Genomic DNA, 18,956 nt, shown 5'->3' with positions numbered 1-18,956 from the left:
ACGCTCTTCTATGCCGCAGTTCTTTATCGACCGCCCGGTGTTCGCCTGGGTCGTCGCGTTGTTCATCCTGTTGGCCGGTGCGCTGGCCATCCCGCAATTGCCGGTGGCGCAATACCCCGACGTCGCGCCGCCGCAGATCGAAATCTATGCCGTGTACCCGGGCGCCTCGGCGCAGACCGTCGACGAAAGCGTGGTCAGCCTGATCGAGGAAGAGCTCAACGGCGCCGATCACTTGCTGTATTTCGAATCGCAGAGCAGCCTCGGCAGCGCCACGATCAAAGCCACGTTCCAGCCGGGCACCAACCCTGAGCTGGCACAGGTTGACGTGCAAAACCGCCTGAAGGTGGTCGAGTCGCGCCTGCCGCAAGCGGTCAACCAGCAAGGGTTGCAGGTGGAAAAAGTCTCCGCCGGTTTCCTGCTGCTGATCACCCTGACCTCCAGCGACGGCAAGCTCGATGACGTAGCGCTCAGTGATTATCTGGCGCGCAACGTGATGAACGAGATCAAGCGTATCGACGGCGTCGGCAAGGCCCAGTTGTATGGCGCCGAGCGGGCGATGCGGATCTGGGTCGATCCGCAGAAGCTGATCGGTTTCAACCTGACGCCGGCCGACGTCAACGCCGCCATCGTCGCGCAGAACGCCCAGGTCTCGGCGGGCAGCATCGGCGATCTGCCGAACCCGGGCACTCAGGAAATCACCGCGACGATTCTGGTCAAGGGGCAACTGTCGACGCCGGAAGAATTCGCCGACATCGTGCTCAAGGCCAATCCGGACGGCTCCACCGTGCGCATCAAAGATGTGGCGCGGGTCGAGATCGGCAGCCAGGAATACCAGTTCGGCACCCGCCTGAACGGCAAGCCGTCCACCGCTGTCGGCGTGCAACTGTCGCCGGGCGCCAATGCCCTCAGCACCGCAACGCTGATCCGGGCGAAGATGGATGAACTGTCGCGCTATTTCCCGACCGGCGTGGAATACAAGATCCCCTACGACACTTCGCCGTTCGTGAAGGTCTCGATCACCAAAGTGGTCTACACCCTCGGCGAAGCCATGCTGCTGGTGTTCGCGGTGATGTTCCTGTTCCTGCAGAACATCCGCTACACACTGATCCCGACGCTGGTGGTGCCGGTGGCGCTGATGGGCACCTTCGCGACCATGCTCGCGCTGGGCTTCTCGATCAACGTGCTGACCATGTTCGGCATGGTGCTGGCCATCGGCATTCTGGTGGACGACGCCATCGTGGTGGTGGAGAACGTCGAACGGATCATGGCCACCGAAGGTCTGTCTCCGAAAGAAGCAACGCGCAAGGCGATGCGGCAGATTACCGGCGCGATCATCGGCATCACGCTGGTGCTGGTGGCGGTGTTCATTCCGATGGCGTTCATGCAGGGTTCGGTGGGCGTGATTTACCGGCAGTTCTCGCTATCGATGGCCACCTCGATCCTGTTCTCGGCCTTCCTCGCCCTGACCTTGACCCCGGCATTGTGCGCAACGTTGCTCAAGCCGATCGCCAAGGGCGAGCATCACGAGAAGTCCGGGTTCTTCGGCTGGTTCAACCGCCGCTTCGAGCAACTGACCGATCGCTATCAGGGCTGGGTCGGCTACGCGCTGAAACGCACCGGGCGTTACCTGCTGATTTACGTTGTGCTGCTGGTGGGGCTCGGCCTGTGCTTTGCGCGCCTGCCCTCCTCGTTCCTGCCGGTCGAGGACCAGGGTTACACCATCACCGACATCCAGTTGCCGCCGGGCGCGACCAAGAATCGTACCGTGCAGGTCGCCGAACAGCTTGAAGCGCACAACAGTGGCGAACCGGGCATCAGTGACAGTGTGGTGATTCTTGGTTTCAGCTTTTCCGGCAGCGGGCAGAACGCCGCACTGGCCTTCACCACGCTCAAGGACTGGTCGCATCGCGGCAGCGACGACTCGGCCAGCTCGATTGCCGATCGTGCCAACATCGCCCTGAGCCAGATCAAGGACGCGATGGCATTCTCGGTACTGCCGCCACCGGTCGACGGCCTCGGCACCTCCAGCGGTTTCGAATTCCGCTTGCAGGATCGCGGCGGCCTCGGCCATGCAGCCCTGATGGAGGCACGCACCCAATTGCTGGAAGCCGCCGAGAAAAGCCCGATCCTGATGAACGTCCGTGAAAGCGCCCTGGCCGAAGCGCCGCAAGTGCAGCTGGAAGTGGACCGCAAGCAGGCCAACGCGCTGGGCATTTCCTTCGCCGACGTCGGCAACGTGCTGTCCACCGCCATCGGTTCTTCGTACGTCAACGACTTCCCCAATCAGGGGCGCATGCAACGGGTGGTGGTGCAGGCCGAAGGCGACCGCCGCAGTCAGGTCGACGACCTGCTGAAGATGCACGTACGCAACGACGCCGGAAAAATGGTGCCGCTGTCGGCATTCGTCAGAGCCACTTGGACCCAAGGCCCGGCCCAGCTGACCCGTTACAACGGCTACCCGGCGATCTCGATTTCCGGCGAGCCGAAACCCGGCCACAGCACCGGCGAAGCCATGGCGGAAATCGAAAGGCTGGTAGCGCAAGGGCCGAAAGGCATGGGTCAGGAATGGACCGGTCTGTCGCTGCAGGAACGTTTGTCCGGCAGTCAGGCGCCGATTTTGCTCGGTCTTTCGCTGCTGATCGTGTTCCTGTGCCTGGCGGCGTTGTATGAGAGCTGGTCGATTCCGACTTCCGTGCTGCTGGTGGTGCCGCTCGGTGTGCTCGGCGCGGTACTGGCGGTCACGCTGCGCGGGATGCCCAACGATGTGTTCTTCAAGGTCGGGCTGATCACCATCATCGGCCTGTCGGCGAAGAACGCGATCCTGATCATCGAGTTTGCCAAGAGCCTGTATGACGAAGGTCACGATCTGGTTGATGCCACGCTGCAAGCGGCGCGTCTGCGGTTGCGGCCGATTGTCATGACGTCGCTGGCGTTCATTCTGGGCGTGGTGCCGCTGGCGATTGCCACGGGCGCAAGTTCGGCGAGTCAGCAGGCGATTGGCACAGGGGTGATTGGCGGGATGATTACCGCGACTTTGGCGGTGATCTTTGTGCCGGTTTTCTTTGTGGTTGTAGTGAAAGCCGTAACCCGATGGGCCGGAAAAAAATGATGCTTCGCTATAAGACGGTCGGCTTTTACACCTGTCAACATTGACAGGTTCGCCGATCGCCTAAGGCCTTTAGGCTAGCTCCTGTCACGTTTCACTTCGCGGTTTGACTTGAATCAGGAGCTACTCATGTCGAATGTAAAGGGCAATGCAGATGGCAAATTCACAGCCACGACAAGCGATCCCGAACTTCCGGATTTTGCTGCAAAAGAAATGTTCTACTCAGTGGCCATGGGCCGGTCCCTACAAGGATGGGCCCCCTTGCCGCAATGGCCGGACGAACGCAGAAACATTGCCCTGAATTTCCGGAACGAGGGCGATATGGACAGCCAGACCTTCGATTTCGCCGATGCTGATCCCCAGGCTTCAGCACGCTGGTGGAAAAGTACATCAGGCTCTAGCCAAGCGCCTTTCGTTGCGCATAGCGGCACAGTCACTGTCACCATAAACGCGACCACAGACGAAGCCAGGGCAACGTTCAACTTCGTTGCGGTGTCGCAAAATGGAAAGGAGCAAGTAACTGTCAACGGAGAACTTGACCTGATACCCAACGACCAAGGGAGTGCAAAACCATGACTGCAGCTCAACCAGTCTCCGAAGGTATCTTGACCGCCGATGTCGATGGTCTGAAGCCGCCAGTGAAGGGAAGCTACACAGCAGAAACCGTCACTCTTACGGCTCAGTACGATAGTCTGTTCAAACAAGAGGCCTGGGCGGCCAGTGGAGAATGGTGGATTGCTGGCCCGAGTCGTCCTAGACGGAATCTGAGTATTGTTCTGAATGTGGCGCAAACCGCCAATTTGAATATTACCTACAACCTGGTAACGGATTCGAGTCTGGTCAGGGCAGTGTTCGTGGAAAGGCTCGCCGTTGATATCGACCCCTTTTACCCGGCGATTCAAGGGACAGTCACTTTTTTCAAGCTCCCTGCTGCCGGCTCAGACAAGGGGCAGATTGAAGCCGAATTCGAGTTCCAGGGTCAGAACGGGGATCCTCTTCCGGAAACCGTGATGGTCTCCAAAGGCAAGCTTCATATCCAAAACTGATGCTTTTATGCGCCAGTCCATCTGAAACGAAAAAACCTTGAACCTCTGTCAACGCTGACAAAGGTTCAAGGTTTTTATGTTCGCCCCCCCCCCCCTGCCACCTGCCAGAACCCACACCCATGCTATGGTTTGCTCGACACCGTCAACACAGAGCCTCCCATGCGCTTCCTCGCCCGCACCCACCCTCGCCTCTCCGCCGCCGCATTGCTCGGCCTTGCCGCAGGCCTCCTGGCCCCGGCGGAATCCGTCATCAGCAAAATCCTCATTGGCTGGAATGCCGGGGTCTGGACTTACCTGATCCTGATGCTTTGGCTGACCATCCGAGCCAAAGCGCCGGACGTCAAACGTATTGCCGAGGTCGAGGATGAAAATGCCGGGCTGGTGCTGTTCGTCGTCTGTATCGCCGCTCTGGCCAGCCTGGCCACCATTACTGTCGAACTGGCCGGCAGCAAGGACCTGGAAACCACCCGCAAGCTCCTGCACTACGGGTTTACCGCGTTAACCGTGATCGGTTCGTGGCTGCTGATCGGGGTGATTTTCTGCGTGCACTACGCCCGGCTGTTTTACACCTGGGACGGCAAGGAGCCGGCGCTGCGCTTTGCCGAAGGGCTGACGACACCCAACTACTGGGACTTCCTGTACTTCTCGTTCACCATCGGCGTGGCGGTTCAGACGGCAGATGTCGGTGTGGCCACGCGGGAGATTCGCAAGATCGTGCTGGCACAGTCGCTGATCGGTTTCGTATTCAATACGGCGATTCTGGGTTTCTCGATCAACATCGCCGCCGGATTGTTCGGCTGAGCGCACAAAAAAACGCCCCGGCATTGCTGCACGGGGCGTTGTTGTTTCAGCGCATCAGAAGAAATAACTGACTCGCAGGCTGCCACTCCAGTCCTGGTTGACAGTATTGCCCTTGCTGCCGCCAACCTGGCCCGAAACCTGCCAGTTGCGTTGTGCCGGCGTCCACTTCAGACCCGCTCCATATTCAACCCCGCTGCTGGCGCGATCATCATCGAAGCTGTCGTCGTTGATCTTGACCCGGTTGGCTTTGACGAACTCATGGTTGGCACCCAAAGACAGGCTCGGCTCCAACAGACTGCCGTTTTCAAGCGCAATGACTCGCCCCCCCCTTACACCGACATTGCCCTGAAGCGAACGCATGGTGTCGGCTTCGACTTCAAGACCGTTGTCCAACCGATAGCTGTCGCTCTGGGTCACACCGGTCGATACCCGGACCTGCGGCTCGACAAACCAGTTGTCCTTCAGGCGAATATGCTTGCCCACCGCCACCGAACCGCTGGCGCCCAGAGCCTTGTAATCGCCCTTGGCCCGCGTGCCATCGCTCATGGTGACCTTGGCCTTGTTGTCGAACTGATTGACCTTGGCCATGACGTTGACGAACACGCCGCTTTCAACATCGTAGGTGCTGCCGTAGACGCCGACGTTCAGACTGTCGACCGTCGCGCTGGAGCCGTATTTGAGGTCCATGTTGGTGCGGCTGGCGCCTACGAAACCACCGATGACCCATGGGCGACCGCCGATATCCACGGTGGTATCGGCACCACCGGTGATGCCGTTCTGGTTTTGGGTGTAACCGTCGCCATAGGCATTTTTGACGTTGTACTGGTTGCCATAGGTGCGTACCCAGACACTGTTGCTCAGCTTGGTGGTGTCACTGTCGCTGGCCGTGCGAAGCGAAGCATCGGGGCGAATGCTCAGACCACGGTCACCGATCTGGTCGCTGAGCATGTTCATCTCGGCATTCAGCACGCTGCGGGCACTGCCGGCCAGGGCCAGGGCGGTGTTGGTCGACGTGCTGACAGTTCCCTTGTCCGGGGTGAGGTACAGGCCCTGCCCCTCCTGTTTCAATCGATAGACAAACGTACCGGCATCCACTGTGTCCTTGTTGGCCAGCGCAAAAGCGGCGGTGCCGGCGGCAATGTTGCCGACTTGCACCGGTTCTGCAGTAACCGGCGTCGTGCCCGTGGCAGAAACCAGCAATTGATGCTGACCGCTTGCGGTGCCGGTCACGTTCAGGAAGTCGGTACTGCCTGTTCCCAGGTCGGTGCCCATCACGAAGGTGCCGTTACCTGTGAGATTGCCGACGTTCAGTCGCTGAAATTGCTCGTTGGTGCCCATTTGCACGACACCATTGTTCATGCCCAGTTGCTGCACGGTGCTGTCGCCGGTCATGACCCATCGCGCAGCATTGTTGATGGTCAGGTTGCTTGAGTTATTGATCTGGCCGGTGAGTAGCGAACCGTTATCCAGCAGCACGCTGCCGCTGGCATCGCTGGTGACATTACCGGTCAGCGAGCTGCCATTGTTCAGGGACAGGCTGGCGACATTGTCGACGTTGCCGTTGATGACTGAGCCATTGTCCAGGCTGACAGTGGCCGCGGTTCCCGCCACGGCTTCTACGTTGCCGTTCAAGGTAGCGCCGGTGTCGAACCGGGACTGAGTCACATTCTGCAGATTGCCGTTGAGCGTGGCGCCGTTCTTCATCAGCAATGCAACCGTACTGCCGGTCTCGGCAATCACATCACCTGCCAGGGTACTGCCATCGACATTGAAGTTGGCGGTGGAGCGGTTGATCGCCTTCAAAACCGAGCCATCGCCGCCGATCAGTTCAGAGTTGCCACTGACATTGATGTTGGCGACAGTCCCGGCCCTGGCGGAGGAGCCCAGCACGATAGCTGACCCGGTTCCACCGTTCACGCGAGTATTGTCAAGCGTCACGGTACTGGCGTTGACGCCTTCCGAGTCAGTCACGATTTGCAACCCGTCCTTCGCGCCAGTGATCGTGCTGCCCGTCGCTGAAAGTGTTGCGCCGCCCAATTGCACGCCGTAACTGTTAGCGCCCGTGCCGACGACAGTGGAATCTGTAAGGTTCAGCACGGCAAAACCTACCGCGTTTACACCGCCAGTCACGCCGGTGATGACACTGTTACCCGAAACGGTGGCAGAGGAAGAGGCTGGCGTGTTGATGTTTCGTCCCAGCAGAAGCCCGAAACTGTTGGTACTGGTGATCGTCGAGTTGTTGATCGTTGCATTGCTGTTGAGCAGTTGAATGGCTCCCCGGCCCGCCGCGCTATTGACCGTGGCGCCGGTCATATTCAACGAGGAGGTGTTGGCATCGATACGCTGGCTCTGGCCACCGTTGAAAACGACATTGGCATTTTGTGAAGCGATGGTCAGCGCTGTCGCGTTGTTGACGGTCAACGTTCCCCCCTGGGACACCACCCAGGCTTCCGGTGCAGGTGGATTGGTGACCACTTCACTTTCGCCCGGCAACAGGGTTCGGCTATAGGCCTCGGGAGAGGCGATCAACGCCGCTGCCATCATCAGTCTGATAGTGTTCGAATGTTTTGGAAGGAAAAAAATGGACATGGGTACTCCTCAAACCTGCACGATTACAGAAACTGTTTTTTGGCAGTGTTGAAAGCTCCCACCCAAAAAACGTCCGACAGCCTAATGAGAAAACCGAATGTTTAATGTAGGAATAGTCCTTATATGAGTGACGATTTGTCCTTCAGAAGTGAAGACATTTAGGATATTTCCTTCCTGATATCGGTAGAAATCGCGAGAGAGACCGTCAGATCCCTCTCGCGGTGCAAGCAACATCCACTCTGTTAATCACACAGCGTTAAGCAGGAGCCACTGTCAGATCGCAATACTGGAAGCTGCTATTGATGGTATCCAGAGGTTTGATGATCGGAGTTGACGATTGCGTACCGCCAGCAGCCGTATACCAGTACTTCCCATAGGCAATGACACCTCGCTTCGGCTGTGCGGCTTTGAAGTTTGCGGGAGTACCTACACCTGCAACGTCAGGCACATTGGCAGCCTTGATGGTGTAAGGTTGCGAGTCCGCCGTACCGTTAATCAACTGTGTACCTGCAGCATCCAAGTACGCTTCAAAGTGTGCGGTAATAATGGTGCCTGGCGGTAATAACGGGTCTTTTTTGATATTCAGCCCCATCACATAATTACTCGTAGGACTGATCATCGCGAAGCACTCGATATAGTCGCGAACTGCAGGCTTGCGGACATTGACTGTTGGAGGCGGCAGCACGATCGGAATCTGGTTGACGACCACTGTTTGAGGCAAGGATTTATTGACGTTCTTGCCCAGTCCCGTGATTTCGATCGTGTAGCGGGCCGTATCGCTTGGTGGTTTCAACTTGGCCATTTCACTTGCCGGGATAGGAACAGAAAAACTCGACACAGCCCCAAACGGACTAAATGTTGCAAAAGGTACTGTAGCGTTACCCAAGTAACACTTGACCTCATGCTCCGGCAGAATGTCCGGATCTGTCAGGGCGTTTGTCACTGTAAATGTGCCTGGTTTGTCACGATCAGTAGCCGCCACAACGTTTGCAACACCGGAAGCCCCCGTCACAACCGGTAGCTGGAGATTCGGGTTCTCCAGATCAGGTGGATTCGTAGGTATTACACCCGCGACACGCGAGTCAAAAGTAAAGGTTGCAAACGGTGATTCGGCATCAGGCGTAATACCGGCACGCACTATTACGGATTTGATCTCGACTTCCACGGGATTATCGGCATCAGCAAGCAGCGGATAAACATCTGCGAATGCAAAGTCAAAATTCAAATTAGCGTTAGCCCATGGCTGTGGCGCAGTCTCGAAAAAAACAGTGACATCGAGGGCTTTAGTAAGCACAAGATAGATTTCATCCCCCGACTCCGCGTCTTGAATTGTCGAGTTTTCGACGATAGCCGTAAGCGCGATGGGGGCCGGAGGTGTAGTCGTGCTGAGAAAATCTTCCCAGTAAAGCGTCGTGGTGTAATTTGGATCGGTCTTCGGCACCAATGGGGCTTTATTGATCGATGGTGCTAATGGTAATTTCAATGTCAGCAAGGGTGCAGAAACAGATTCCTGGCCTTCATTACCGATCCAGTCGGTCCACTGATAAATCCAATTGACGCGCCCATTAGGGAATGCAAGCAACTCGGTGCTAGGAAAACTGAACTTACCCGTCACATCGACAGTTCCATTAAAAACCTCAACTCTTTGCGAACCGGAAACAAGCCAGACTCTTAAATTGTCATCGTTCCTACGCCCGAAATACCCGACGTTAACCGTACCCTCCACATCTTGATTCGAGGTTATCCAGGTGCGATCAACTGTCTTCTGTGCATCCGCAGGACCGTTGTCAAAACTTGGAGCAGGCGTTGGCTTAATTTTTCTCGGAGGGTTTTTCGTATCGACCGGTGCGAGTTGGTCAACTATAAATTCCACCGTACCGAAATCAAAGTTACCGGTGCCCTGTTTGTAGTAAATGACCTGCAACTCCCATTCAGTCGGACCTGGGGATGTAGCCTTTTCCTTAAACAGATTTGCGTCCAGGTCCAGCGGGATAGGCGAGACAGGTCGACCAGCAATTGGGCCAAGCACCACGTCATCCGGGTAATCAATCCAGGTCACTTCTCCTTTTTCACGATATTTGAATCCAACTTCATCCAGGTCATGCTCATCAGCGGGGCGAGCCAGGTTGATAGTCAATTTACCGGAGTCCATCATGGCTTTCTTGATAAAGCCACCCGGGAGCGTATCAACTGTAATAGTCAAATCAAGAACCCCACCACCTGACAAAGCAGAAGCCGGGCGTTGTTTTCTAGGTACAAATGTAATTCCCATTGTCGTCTCTCCTTGCGAGTTCAGGCCGGAAGGGCCAGGTGTACCAGGTGTTACTCGATCGATTTTCACCAATCCTTTTTTTGATTCAGCTACGAGCCTGCTGCCATCAAACACCTGACAAATAAAAACAGCGGAGTCGTTATTAGCCAACGAACTTATATAGTTTGGAAATGGCACTTCATGCATAAAGCCATTTATTATTTCCGTATCGGAAAGCGTTTTCCTCCATTGGCCAAAAGCCTCTTTCACTTCCGGACCACTTCCGTTGAGTGACCGGTATCCCCTCCAGGTAATCACTGCAACATATCCCGACAGCGCAATGTTAAGCAGGGAAGGAATTTTTAGAGCACCGCCACTTGTCAATGGAGGAATTTTGTTGTTATTCCAGTACCCCCAGAGTGTTGCGCCCACCGCCGTAGGTTCCGGAAAGGACAAAGGCAGTTTGTGATCAATGGTTAGTTTGCGGAGTGGAGATATATCCGGATTACCTCCACCTCTCTTCCATAAATTGTAATAAACATGCGCAACACCATCAGTTGCCATTTGCTGAGGCGTCAAAGGCACATAAACAAAAGGATCAATAATCCCCGCTGGATATTCATTATCAAAAATAATTGTTTCTACTGAGTTTTGTACCCAGAACACCATCAGTTGATCTTTGGGTCCCGTGTCATCCGGGCGAGGTATTTTGATTCGAGTACCAGCCAGCAGGATATCTCTGGGAATATGTCCGTCCAGATCATTGTCATCAACACCTTCAACTGAAAGAGGTGCGGCAAATATGCCGTTTGAAGGACTGTATCTGGAAAAATCAGCTGAACTCATGATTCAAATCCACCACATTAATCGGGGTTCCGTTTGTGAAATCCCCTGCTGATCCGTTGGTCAAATTAGGCGCTTCTGTATGTCTTTCTCCAACTGTCAGATCTGACAGGTGCAGCTACCGCCTGTCGGAAACGGTGGACCTTTTTTCCAATCAGCCCCCCACCCTTCACTTGACGCAGCCAAGGAATCTGGTGTTTCCTGAAACCGGTTTCAGACAATAAGAAGACCCAACCGTGAACGATTTCTCCGCCGCCCAGCGCAGCCGCGTGACCATGCTCGATGTCGCCGAACACGCTGGCGTGTCCAAGGCCAGCGTCTCGCGCTTTATCGGCGATGACCGCGCCCTGCTCTCCGATGCCATTGCCCAGCGCATCGAGCAGTCGATTGCCGAACTCGGCTATCGCCCCAATCAAATGGCCCGAGGCCTGAAACGTGGCCGCACGCGCCTGATCGGCATGCTGGTGGCCGATATCCGCAACCCTTATTCGATTGCCGTGATGCACGGGGTGGAGACCGCTTGCCGTCGACACGGCTACAGCCTGGTGGTGTGCAACACCGACCGCGATGACGAGCAGGAACGTCAGCACCTGGCGCTGTTGCGCTCGTACAACATCGAAGGGCTGATCGTGAACACCCTGGGCCATCACCGGGATGAACTGGACGAGCTGAAGCGGGAAATGCCGCTGGTGCTGGTGGATCGCAAAGTCGACGGGCTCGACAGCGACATGGTCGGGTTGAACAACCCGCAAGCCATCGAGATGGCGCTCGAACATCTTCAGCAGCGTAGCTACCGCGATGTATTGCTGGTGACGGAACCCTATGACGGCACCAGTTCGCGGATCGAGCGGGTCAGCAGTTTTCAGCAGCAGATTGGCCAGCGCAAAGACATGCGTGGCGCGGTGCTGGAAACCGGCACAAGCCTTGCGAACGATCTTCAAACCTTTTTGAACACACCTGATATCGGGCCGAAAGCCCTGTTCTGCGCCAATGGCGTGGCGGCGCTGGCCTGCACCCTGGCCTTGCGCGAGATTGGCTGCCGGCTGTTCGAGGATGTCGGGTTGATCGCGCTGGATGATCTGGATTGGTATCCGCTGGTAGGCAGCGGGGTCTCCGCCCTCGCCCAGCCAACCGCCGAGATTGGGGCACAGGCATTTGAATGCTTGCTCAAGCGTTTACGTGGGAATGATGAAGCGGCGCGAACCGTGGATTTTGCACCGGTGCTGGTCGAGCGTGGTTCGACGCGCAGTAAGTCGAAATAAGGCCCTACGGGGCCACCAAAATTTTTTTGAACAAAAATGAAACCGGTTTCAGAGGTAGATAACAATGAATAAGCCTGCCGTCTCCATCAGCCTGTCCAGCTACGGCGCCGACCTTGTGCGCCGTCGCGGCCAAGGCTCTTTCATCGAGGTGCTGGCCGCTGCCAGCGCCAATCGCATCGAATGGCGCGAAGAGCTGCTGACCAACGAAGTCCCCGGCCAACTCGCCGCTGCCACACAAACTCAAGGCCTGCAAAGTATCTACTCGTCGCCCACCGAACTGTGGCTGGCCGGTCAGTCGCGGCCCAATCCCGAACTCATCACCGCGTTGCAAAACGCCGAAGCGTTCGGCTCGAAGTGGCTGAAGGTTTCCCTTGGTTTCTTCACCGACAACAACGATCTGCAAACGCTGGCGCAAATCCTTGCGCAAAGCCCGGTGCAACTGCTGGTGGAGAACGACCAGACCTTGCACGGCGGTCGAATCGAACCGTTCCAGCGCTTCTTTGCCGCCGTCGAGCAACACAACCTGCCGATCAAGATGACCTTCGACATCGGCAACTGGCAGTGGCAAGACCAGTCCGCCACCAGCGCCGCGCGGTTGTTGGGCCGTCACGTCGGCTACGTGCATTGCAAAGCCGTGGCCCGCCGTGCCGACGGCAAACTGGTGGCGGTGCCGCCGGCCCCCACCGACCTGCATCTGTGGGAACAACTGCTGCGGCACATGGCCCAAGGGGTCATGCGCGCCGCCGAATACCCGTTGCAGGGCGATGACCTGGTGCAACTCACCACCGAACACGTCGCCGCCCTCGCCCGCCTCGGCCAATCCTGCCTGGAGCCTGCTCATGTCTGAGATCGATATTCTGTCTTTCGGCGAAACCATGGCCATGTTTGTTGCTGAACAGAGCGGCGATCTGGCCTCGGTCGAGCAGTTTCACAAACGGATTGCCGGGGCCGACAGTAACGTTGCCATCGGTTTGTCCCGGTTGGGTTTCAACGTTGCTTGGCTGAGTCGGGTCGGTGCGGATTCACTGGGACGATTTGTCGTCGAAACCCTGGCCCGTGAAGGTCTGGATTGCAGCCATGTCGAAATCGATAGCGCGCACCCGACCGGTTTCCAGCTCAAGTCGCGCAACGATGACGGCAGCGATCCGACGGTCGAATATTTCCGTCGCGGCTCGGCGGCCAGTCACCTGTCGTCGCAGTCGATTACCCCGACGCTGCTCGGTGCCCGGCATTTGCACGCTACCGGCATTCCGCCGGCGCTGTCCGCATCGGCGCGGGAAATGTCCCGTGAACTGATGACCCGCATGCGCAACGCCGGACGCAGCGTGTCGTTCGACCCGAATCTGCGCCCGAGCCTGTGGGCCAGTGAGCGGGAGATGATCACCGAAATCAACCGCCTCGCCGCCCTCGCTCACTGGGTGTTGCCGGGGTTGAGCGAAGGCCGGTTGCTGACCGGGTTTGAAGACCCGGCAGACATCGCCGCGTTCTATCTCGATCAGGGTGCCGAGGCCGTGGCGATCAAACTCGGGCCGCAGGGTGCGTATTACCGCACGCATCTGGATCAGGGGTTTGTCGCCGGGGTGCCGGTCGAGACCGTGGTCGATACGGTCGGCGCCGGAGACGGATTTGCGGTGGGAATGATCAGCGCCCTGCTGGAGCACCTGAGTTTTCCCGAGGCGGTCAGACGCGCCAACTGGATCGGCAGCCGTGCGGTGCAGAGCCGAGGCGACATGGAGGGGTTGCCGACCCGATCCGAACTCACCGCTGATCGTTCCCACGCTGCGGCGTGAGCACACGCAACAACCAATCTATTGAACCTGCTGCGACAAAAACAACAAGCTCAGGAGCAAGACCATGAAAACCGTAACCCTCGCCACCCGCCGCTGGTGGTACATCATGCCGATCGTGTTCATCACCTACAGCCTGGCGTACCTGGACCGGGCCAACTACGGCTTCGCCGCCGCGTCCGGAATGGCCGCCGACCTGATGATCACCCCCGGCCTGTCGTCCCTGCTCGGCGCGCTGTTCTTCCTCGGGTACTTTTTCTTCCAGGTGCCCGGCGCGATCTACGCGCAAAAGCACAGCGTGAAGAAGCTGATCTTCGTCAGCCTGATCCTCTGGGGCGGGCTCGCCACGCTGACCGGCGTGGTCTCCAACGCCTATTGGCTGATCGTCATCCGCTTCATGCTCGGCGTGGTCGAAGCGGCGGTGATGCCGGCGATGCTGGTGTACCTGTGCCACTGGTTCACCCGCGCCGAACGCTCCCGGGCCAACACCTTCCTGATCCTCGGCAACCCGGTGACCATGCTGTGGATGTCGGTGGTTTCAGGGTATCTGGTGCAGCATTTCAGCTGGCGCTGGATGTTCATCATCGAAGGGTTGCCGGCGGTGCTTTGGGCATTCATCTGGTGGAAACTCGCCGATGATCGTCCGGCCCAGGCCAAGTGGCTCAACGACCAGGAAAAGCACGATCTGGAAAGCGCTCTCGCCGCCGAACAGGTCGGGATCAAAGCGGTGAAGAACTACGCCGAAGCCTTCCGGTCGCCGAAGGTGATCATTCTGGCGCTGCAATTCTTCTGCTGGAGCATCGGCGTCTACGGCTTCGTACTGTGGCTGCCGTCGATCCTCAAGGCCGGCGCGCAGATGGACATGATCGAGGCCGGCTGGCTGTCGGCGTTGCCGTATCTGGCGGCGGTGATCGGCATGCTGCTGGTGTCGTGGGGCTCGGACAAACTGCAAAAGCGCAAACGCTTCGTCTGGCCGCCGCTGTTGATTGCCTCGGTGGCGTTCTACGGCTCCTACGCCTTGGGCGCGGAACATTTCTGGTGGTCGTACACGCTGCTGGTGATCGCCGGCGCCTGCATGTACGCACCTTACGGGCCGTTCTTCGCCATAGTGCCGGAGATTCTGCCTGCCAACGTCGCCGGCGGCGCCATGGCGCTGATCAACAGCATGGGTGCTCTCGGTTCGTTCGGCGGTTCCTATCTGGTCGGTTACCTGAACAGCTCCACCGGTTCGCCCGGCGCTTCATATCTGTTGATGAGCGGCGCGCTGATGCTGTCGGTGGTGCTGACGATTTTTCTCAAGCCCGGCGCCAGCGACCGGGTGACGGCCAAGCGCGTCACACCGCGCCCGCTGCCGGCCCATTCCTGAATTGATAGAGAGAGGACTGCGATGAAAAAGCAGGTTGTGTTGTACAAGAAACTGTCGCCTTCACTGATGGCGCGCCTGCAAGAGCAGGTTGATGTAACGCTGATCGACAGCCTCGACGCCACCGGCCTGATGAAACTGCGCGACGCCCTGCCCGCCGCCCACGGTCTGCTTGGCGCCAGCCTGAAACTGGATGCGGCGCTGCTCGATCTGGCGCCGCAACTGGAAGCGATTTCCAGCGTTTCGGTGGGCGTCGACAACTACGACATCGACTACCTGACCCGGCGCCGGATCCTGTTGACCAACACCCCGGACGTGCTCACCGAAACCACCGCCGACACCGGTTTCGCGCTGATCCTGGCCACCGCCCGGCGCGTGGTGGAACTGGCGAACATGGTGCGCGGCGGCCACTGGCACCGCAGCATCGGCCCGGCGCATTTCGGCACTGATGTCCACGGCAAGACCCTGGGCATCATCGGCATGGGGCGGCTCGGCGAGGCGCTGGCGCAGCGCGGGCATTTCGGCTTTGGCATGCCGGTGATCTATCACAGCCAGTCGCGAAAACCGGCGGTCGAAGAGCGTTTTGATGCGCAGTACCGCAGCCTGGAGGATTTGTTGCGGCAGGCGGATTTCATCTGCTTGACCCTGCCATTGACGGCGCTGACCGAAGGTTTGATTGGCGCCGAGCAGTTTGCGTTGATGCGCCCGGAGAGCATCTTCATCAACATTTCACGGGGCAAGGTGGTGGACGAGGCGGCGATGATCGACACCTTGCGCCATAACCGGATTCGCGCGGCGGGGCTGGATGTGTTCGAGCGCGAGCCGCTGAATCATGACTCGCCGTTGTTGCAGTTGAACAATGTGGTGGCGACGCCGCATATGGGGTCGGCAACCCATGAAACGCGCGAAGCCATGGCGCGGTGTGCGGTGGAGAATCTGTTGGCGGCGCTGGCGGGAGAAAGGCCCGCCAATCTGGTGAATCCACTCTGATCGAAATCAGGCGCTGCGCACTTGCAGAAGCTGCGCAGCGCACAACGCAATCCGTGAACACGCATCCGCCAGCTTCACCCGATCCACCACCAAACCGATGCGAATATGCCCCGCCGCACTCGGCCCGAACGCCTCCCCCGCCAGCACCGAAACCCCATACCCTTCCAGCAGCCGCTCGGCAAAACCCTGCGCGCCGATCCCGGTCTGGCGCACATCGACCATCACGAACATCCCGCCATCCGGCTTGATCGGGTACAACCCCGGACAGCCGCGCAACCGCTCGCACACCAGATCCCGGCGCAACCGGTACTCCTCGCGCATCTGCGTCACTTCCGGCAAATCCTTCTCCAGCGCGACCTGAGCGGCTTTCTGCACAAAGTCCGGCAGACCGAACAGCATGCTCAACGACAGGTTCACCAGATGCTCGGCCAACGGCTTGGGCCCGATCATCCAGCCGATGCGCCACCCGGTCATGGCATGAGATTTGGACAGGCTGTTGATGGTCGCGGTGCGCTCGGCCATGCCCGGCAGGCTCGCCGGGCTGACATGCAAGCCTTCGTATAACAATTCGCTGTAGACCTCATCGCTGATCAGCCACAGATCATGGCGGATGCACAGCGCCGCCAGCTCCTGCCAGATCAGCAACGACAGGCTGGCGCCGGAAGGATTGTTGGGACTGTTGAGCAGCATGGCCCGAGTCTTCGGGGTGATGCGCGCCGCGACATCCAGCGGGTCAACGCGAAAGCCGTTTTCCGGCCGCACTGGCACCGGCACGACGGTTGCGCCACAGGCACCGAAAACACCTTCGTAGGTGACATACATGGGTTCGGCGACGATGACTTCATCGCCCGGATCCAGCAGACACTGCGCCACCGAATACACCGCGCATTGCGCGCCCGGCAGCACAATCACATGGTCAGCGTCCACGTCCTGGCCGCTGCGTCGCCGGTGGCGCTCGGCAATCCGCTTGCGCAGCTCCAGCCGGCCGCGCACTTCGGAATAATGGGTATCGCCCGCCAGCAGACTGTCGATGGCGCCGTGGATGATCGGCAGCGGCGTATCGAAGTCCGGATCACCCACCGACAGCAGCAATACATCGCCCCCTTCGGCGCGCAGCTCCAGCGCTCGGTCGTGAATCCGCCAGGCCGCTGCTCCCTCCCCGGCGATTCGTTGGGTCAAGGCTGAATAGCGCATGTACGTCTCCTGATTGCGCGGTCTCCAGCCTTCACCCTAGGTCAAATCACAAAGCGCGCCACCATCGCATTCAAATCCACCGCCAGACGCGACAGTTCGTGGGTCGCGGCGCTGGTTTGATTCGCACCGGCCGCCGATTGCGTGGCCAGATCGCGGATATTCACCAGGTTGCGATCCACCTCGCGGGACACCTGCGCCTGCTCTTCAGACGCACTGGCGATCACCAGATTGCGCTCGTTGATCTGGTGAATCGATTGCGTGATCTGCTCCAGCGCGATGCCGGCGGCACGGGCCATTTCCAGGGTCGTCTGGGTGCGCTGGTTGCTTTGCTGCATCGATTCGACGGCTTCACCAGTGCCGTTCTGAATACCGGCGACCATTTTTTCGATTTCCTGGGTCGATTGCGCGGTGCGATGGGCCAGGGCACGAACTTCGTCCGCCACCACGGCAAAACCACGCCCGGCTTCACCGGCACGGGCCGCTTCGATGGCAGCGTTGAGTGCCAGCAGGTTGGTCTGTTCGGCAATGGCGCGGATCACGTCCAGCACTTTGCCGATGTCGCGGCCCTGAGCAGCCAGGCCTTCGATCATCTGCGCGGTATTCTGCACGTCCTGGGTCATGGTCTGGATCGCGTCGACGGTTTTCACCACTTGATCGCGACCTTCACGGGCGGCGTGGGTGGACTGGTTCGACGCTTCGGAGGTTGAGACCGCGTTGCCTGCCACCTCTTCCACCGCTGCGGTCATTTCGTTGACGGCAGTGGCGGCCTGTTCGATTTCGTCATTTTGTTGTTGCAGGCCACGGGAGGCTTCTTCGGTCACGGCGCTGAGTTCTTCGGCAGCGGCACCCAATTGCGTGGCGGAGCCGGCGATCTGTTCGATGGTCTTGCGCAGGTTGGTCTGCATCGCGGCCAGCGCTTCAAGCAGACGCGCCGGTTCGTCCTTGCCGTCGACTTCGATGGCTTTGGTCAGGTTGCCGCCGGCGATGGTTTGCGCAGCGGCCACGGCACGGTTCAACGGGGTGACGATGCTGCGGGTCAGCATCAAGGCCAGCAATACGGTAGCCACAGCGGCAATGACTGCGACGATAACCACGCCAGTGATGGCGCTGTCGTAATGCTCACCGGCCTGAATGGAGGCTTCTTTCGCACCGGCGGCATTGATCGCAATCAGCTTGTTGAGCTGCTCGCCCATCTGGTCGGTGCCGTCCTTGATCTTGGTGTTGATCAGGGTGCGCATGTCCTCGACCTTGTCCTGGCGGGACAGGTCCATCATCTGGTTCTGCGCTTGCAGGTAGTTGTCCAGGGTCGTCGCGAAAGCCTGATATTGCGCGCGCTCCTCACTCTCTGCCGGCAATGCGGCGTAAGCGGCCTGAGCGCTGCGTACCTTGTCCACCAGCACGCCGATGCGTGTCTGTGCTTCCTGCAGGCCGGCGGCGTCACGGTTGACCAGAATGCGGAACGAGAGGATCCGCAGGCGCAAGACGTTTTCCGTCACCACGCCAAGGTAAGCGACGCTGGGCAGCTGATTGGTCTGCATCTCGACGGACGCCTGCCGGATGACCGACATGCGGTTGACGGCGAACACGCCGAGCACGATCACCAACAGGGCAATAAAGGCAAAACCGAGGAAGGCACGGGGCGCGATATTCAGATTACGCAAGGACATAGTAGGACTCTCGGATGATTGAAACTGCGAGCGTCCATGCCGTAATCACTGCCCCGC

General features: G+C 58.7%; 13 protein-coding genes. 9 read left to right on the top strand and 4 right to left on the bottom strand.

What is annotated here, in order from left to right:
* Nucleotides 1-10: 10 nt before the first annotated feature.
* The 4 genes from ACKLNA_RS04690 to ACKLNA_RS04675 all read left to right on the top strand — a co-directional run bounded on the left by ACKLNA_RS04690 (nucleotide 11) and on the right by ACKLNA_RS04675 (nucleotide 4,953).
* Entirely contained in the window at nucleotides 11-3,109 is a 3,099-nt protein-coding gene (locus ACKLNA_RS04690; RefSeq protein WP_408985028.1) for a multidrug efflux RND transporter permease subunit, read from the top strand.
* A 126-nt stretch (nucleotides 3,110-3,235) separates the two neighbouring features.
* Complete coding sequence (locus tag ACKLNA_RS04685) at nucleotides 3,236-3,682, top strand: hypothetical protein (RefSeq protein WP_408985027.1); 447 nt, start codon at nucleotides 3,236-3,238, stop codon at nucleotides 3,680-3,682.
* The gene (locus ACKLNA_RS04680) at nucleotides 3,679-4,152 is read left to right on the top strand and encodes a hypothetical protein (protein ID WP_408985026.1); all 474 of its coding nucleotides are present in this window, start codon (nucleotides 3,679-3,681) and stop codon (nucleotides 4,150-4,152) included. Before ACKLNA_RS04685 ends, ACKLNA_RS04680 begins: the two co-directional genes overlap by 4 nt.
* 159 nt (nucleotides 4,153-4,311) lie before the next feature.
* Complete coding sequence (locus ACKLNA_RS04675; protein ID WP_114883288.1) at nucleotides 4,312-4,953, top strand: DUF1345 domain-containing protein; 642 nt, start codon at nucleotides 4,312-4,314, stop codon at nucleotides 4,951-4,953.
* A 54-nt stretch (nucleotides 4,954-5,007) separates the two neighbouring features.
* Here ACKLNA_RS04675 and ACKLNA_RS04670 read toward each other — a convergent pair whose 3' ends face one another.
* Nucleotides 5,008-7,542: an autotransporter outer membrane beta-barrel domain-containing protein gene (locus ACKLNA_RS04670; RefSeq protein WP_408985025.1), complete on the bottom strand. Its 2,535-nt coding sequence runs from the start codon at nucleotides 7,540-7,542 to the stop codon at nucleotides 5,008-5,010.
* Nucleotides 7,543-7,798: 256 nt separating this feature from the next.
* Nucleotides 7,799-10,639, bottom strand: coding sequence for a hypothetical protein (locus tag ACKLNA_RS04665; RefSeq protein WP_408985024.1), 2,841 nt, complete (start codon nucleotides 10,637-10,639; stop codon nucleotides 7,799-7,801).
* Between the two features lie 233 nt (nucleotides 10,640-10,872).
* On the opposite strand from ACKLNA_RS04665, the gene ACKLNA_RS04660 reads away from it, so the two are divergent.
* The 5 genes from ACKLNA_RS04660 (at nucleotide 10,873) to ACKLNA_RS04640 (ending at nucleotide 16,038) form a co-directional block, all read left to right on the top strand.
* Nucleotides 10,873-11,898 (top strand): LacI family DNA-binding transcriptional regulator, encoded by a 1,026-nt coding sequence (locus ACKLNA_RS04660; RefSeq protein ID WP_408985023.1) that lies wholly within the window; start codon nucleotides 10,873-10,875, stop codon nucleotides 11,896-11,898.
* 64 nt (nucleotides 11,899-11,962) lie between these two features.
* Nucleotides 11,963-12,745: a sugar phosphate isomerase/epimerase family protein gene (locus tag ACKLNA_RS04655; protein ID WP_408985022.1), complete on the top strand. Its 783-nt coding sequence runs from the start codon at nucleotides 11,963-11,965 to the stop codon at nucleotides 12,743-12,745.
* Entirely contained in the window at nucleotides 12,738-13,688 is a 951-nt protein-coding gene (locus tag ACKLNA_RS04650) for a sugar kinase (protein ID WP_408985021.1), read from the top strand. The genes ACKLNA_RS04655 and ACKLNA_RS04650 overlap by 8 nt, the downstream gene beginning before the upstream one ends.
* Nucleotides 13,689-13,752: 64 nt before the next feature.
* Nucleotides 13,753-15,051 carry an MFS transporter gene (locus ACKLNA_RS04645; RefSeq protein ID WP_408985020.1) on the top strand — a complete coding sequence of 433 codons (1,299 nt, stop codon included), beginning with the start codon at nucleotides 13,753-13,755 and terminating at the stop codon, nucleotides 15,049-15,051.
* 21 nt (nucleotides 15,052-15,072) lie between these two features.
* Entirely contained in the window at nucleotides 15,073-16,038 is a 966-nt protein-coding gene (locus ACKLNA_RS04640) for a 2-hydroxyacid dehydrogenase (RefSeq protein ID WP_408985019.1), read from the top strand.
* A gap of 6 nt (nucleotides 16,039-16,044) precedes the next feature.
* Here the strand turns inward: ACKLNA_RS04640 and ACKLNA_RS04635 are convergent, their stop codons facing one another.
* Together ACKLNA_RS04635 and ACKLNA_RS04630 are read right to left on the bottom strand one after the other, a co-directional pair.
* Complete coding sequence (locus tag ACKLNA_RS04635; protein ID WP_408985018.1) at nucleotides 16,045-17,232, bottom strand: pyridoxal phosphate-dependent aminotransferase; 1,188 nt, start codon at nucleotides 17,230-17,232, stop codon at nucleotides 16,045-16,047.
* Nucleotides 17,233-17,273: 41 nt separating this feature from the next.
* On the bottom strand, nucleotides 17,274-18,899 hold the full coding sequence (locus ACKLNA_RS04630) for a methyl-accepting chemotaxis protein (protein ID WP_408985017.1): 1,626 nt from the start codon (nucleotides 18,897-18,899) through the stop codon (nucleotides 17,274-17,276).
* Nucleotides 18,900-18,956 lie beyond the last annotated feature (57 nt).

This window comes from Pseudomonas sp. UV AK001 (assembly GCF_046097675.1).
Taxonomy (GTDB): Bacteria; Pseudomonadota; Gammaproteobacteria; order Pseudomonadales; family Pseudomonadaceae; genus Aquipseudomonas; species Aquipseudomonas kribbensis.
The sequence above is the reverse complement of the archived record's forward strand: the minus strand, read 5'-3'. Positions and strand labels throughout refer to the sequence as shown.

Excerpts from the sequence above, each read along its gene's own strand:
- ACKLNA_RS04690 (WP_408985028.1), top strand. The coding sequence starts at position 11 with ATGCCGCAGTTCTTTATCGACCGCCCGGTGTTCGCCTGGGTCGTCGCG.
- ACKLNA_RS04685 (WP_408985027.1), top strand. The coding sequence starts at position 3,236 with ATGTCGAATGTAAAGGGCAATGCAGATGGCAAATTCACAGCCACGACA.
- ACKLNA_RS04680 (WP_408985026.1), top strand. The coding sequence starts at position 3,679 with ATGACTGCAGCTCAACCAGTCTCCGAAGGTATCTTGACCGCCGATGTC.
- ACKLNA_RS04675 (WP_114883288.1), top strand. The coding sequence starts at position 4,312 with ATGCGCTTCCTCGCCCGCACCCACCCTCGCCTCTCCGCCGCCGCATTG.
- ACKLNA_RS04670 (WP_408985025.1), bottom strand. The coding sequence starts at position 7,542 with ATGTCCATTTTTTTCCTTCCAAAACATTCGAACACTATCAGACTGATG.
- ACKLNA_RS04665 (WP_408985024.1), bottom strand. The coding sequence starts at position 10,639 with ATGAGTTCAGCTGATTTTTCCAGATACAGTCCTTCAAACGGCATATTT.
- ACKLNA_RS04655 (WP_408985022.1), top strand. The coding sequence starts at position 11,963 with ATGAATAAGCCTGCCGTCTCCATCAGCCTGTCCAGCTACGGCGCCGAC.
- ACKLNA_RS04650 (WP_408985021.1), top strand. The coding sequence starts at position 12,738 with ATGTCTGAGATCGATATTCTGTCTTTCGGCGAAACCATGGCCATGTTT.
- ACKLNA_RS04645 (WP_408985020.1), top strand. The coding sequence starts at position 13,753 with ATGAAAACCGTAACCCTCGCCACCCGCCGCTGGTGGTACATCATGCCG.
- ACKLNA_RS04640 (WP_408985019.1), top strand. The coding sequence starts at position 15,073 with ATGAAAAAGCAGGTTGTGTTGTACAAGAAACTGTCGCCTTCACTGATG.
- ACKLNA_RS04635 (WP_408985018.1), bottom strand. The coding sequence starts at position 17,232 with ATGCGCTATTCAGCCTTGACCCAACGAATCGCCGGGGAGGGAGCAGCG.
- ACKLNA_RS04630 (WP_408985017.1), bottom strand. The coding sequence starts at position 18,899 with ATGTCCTTGCGTAATCTGAATATCGCGCCCCGTGCCTTCCTCGGTTTT.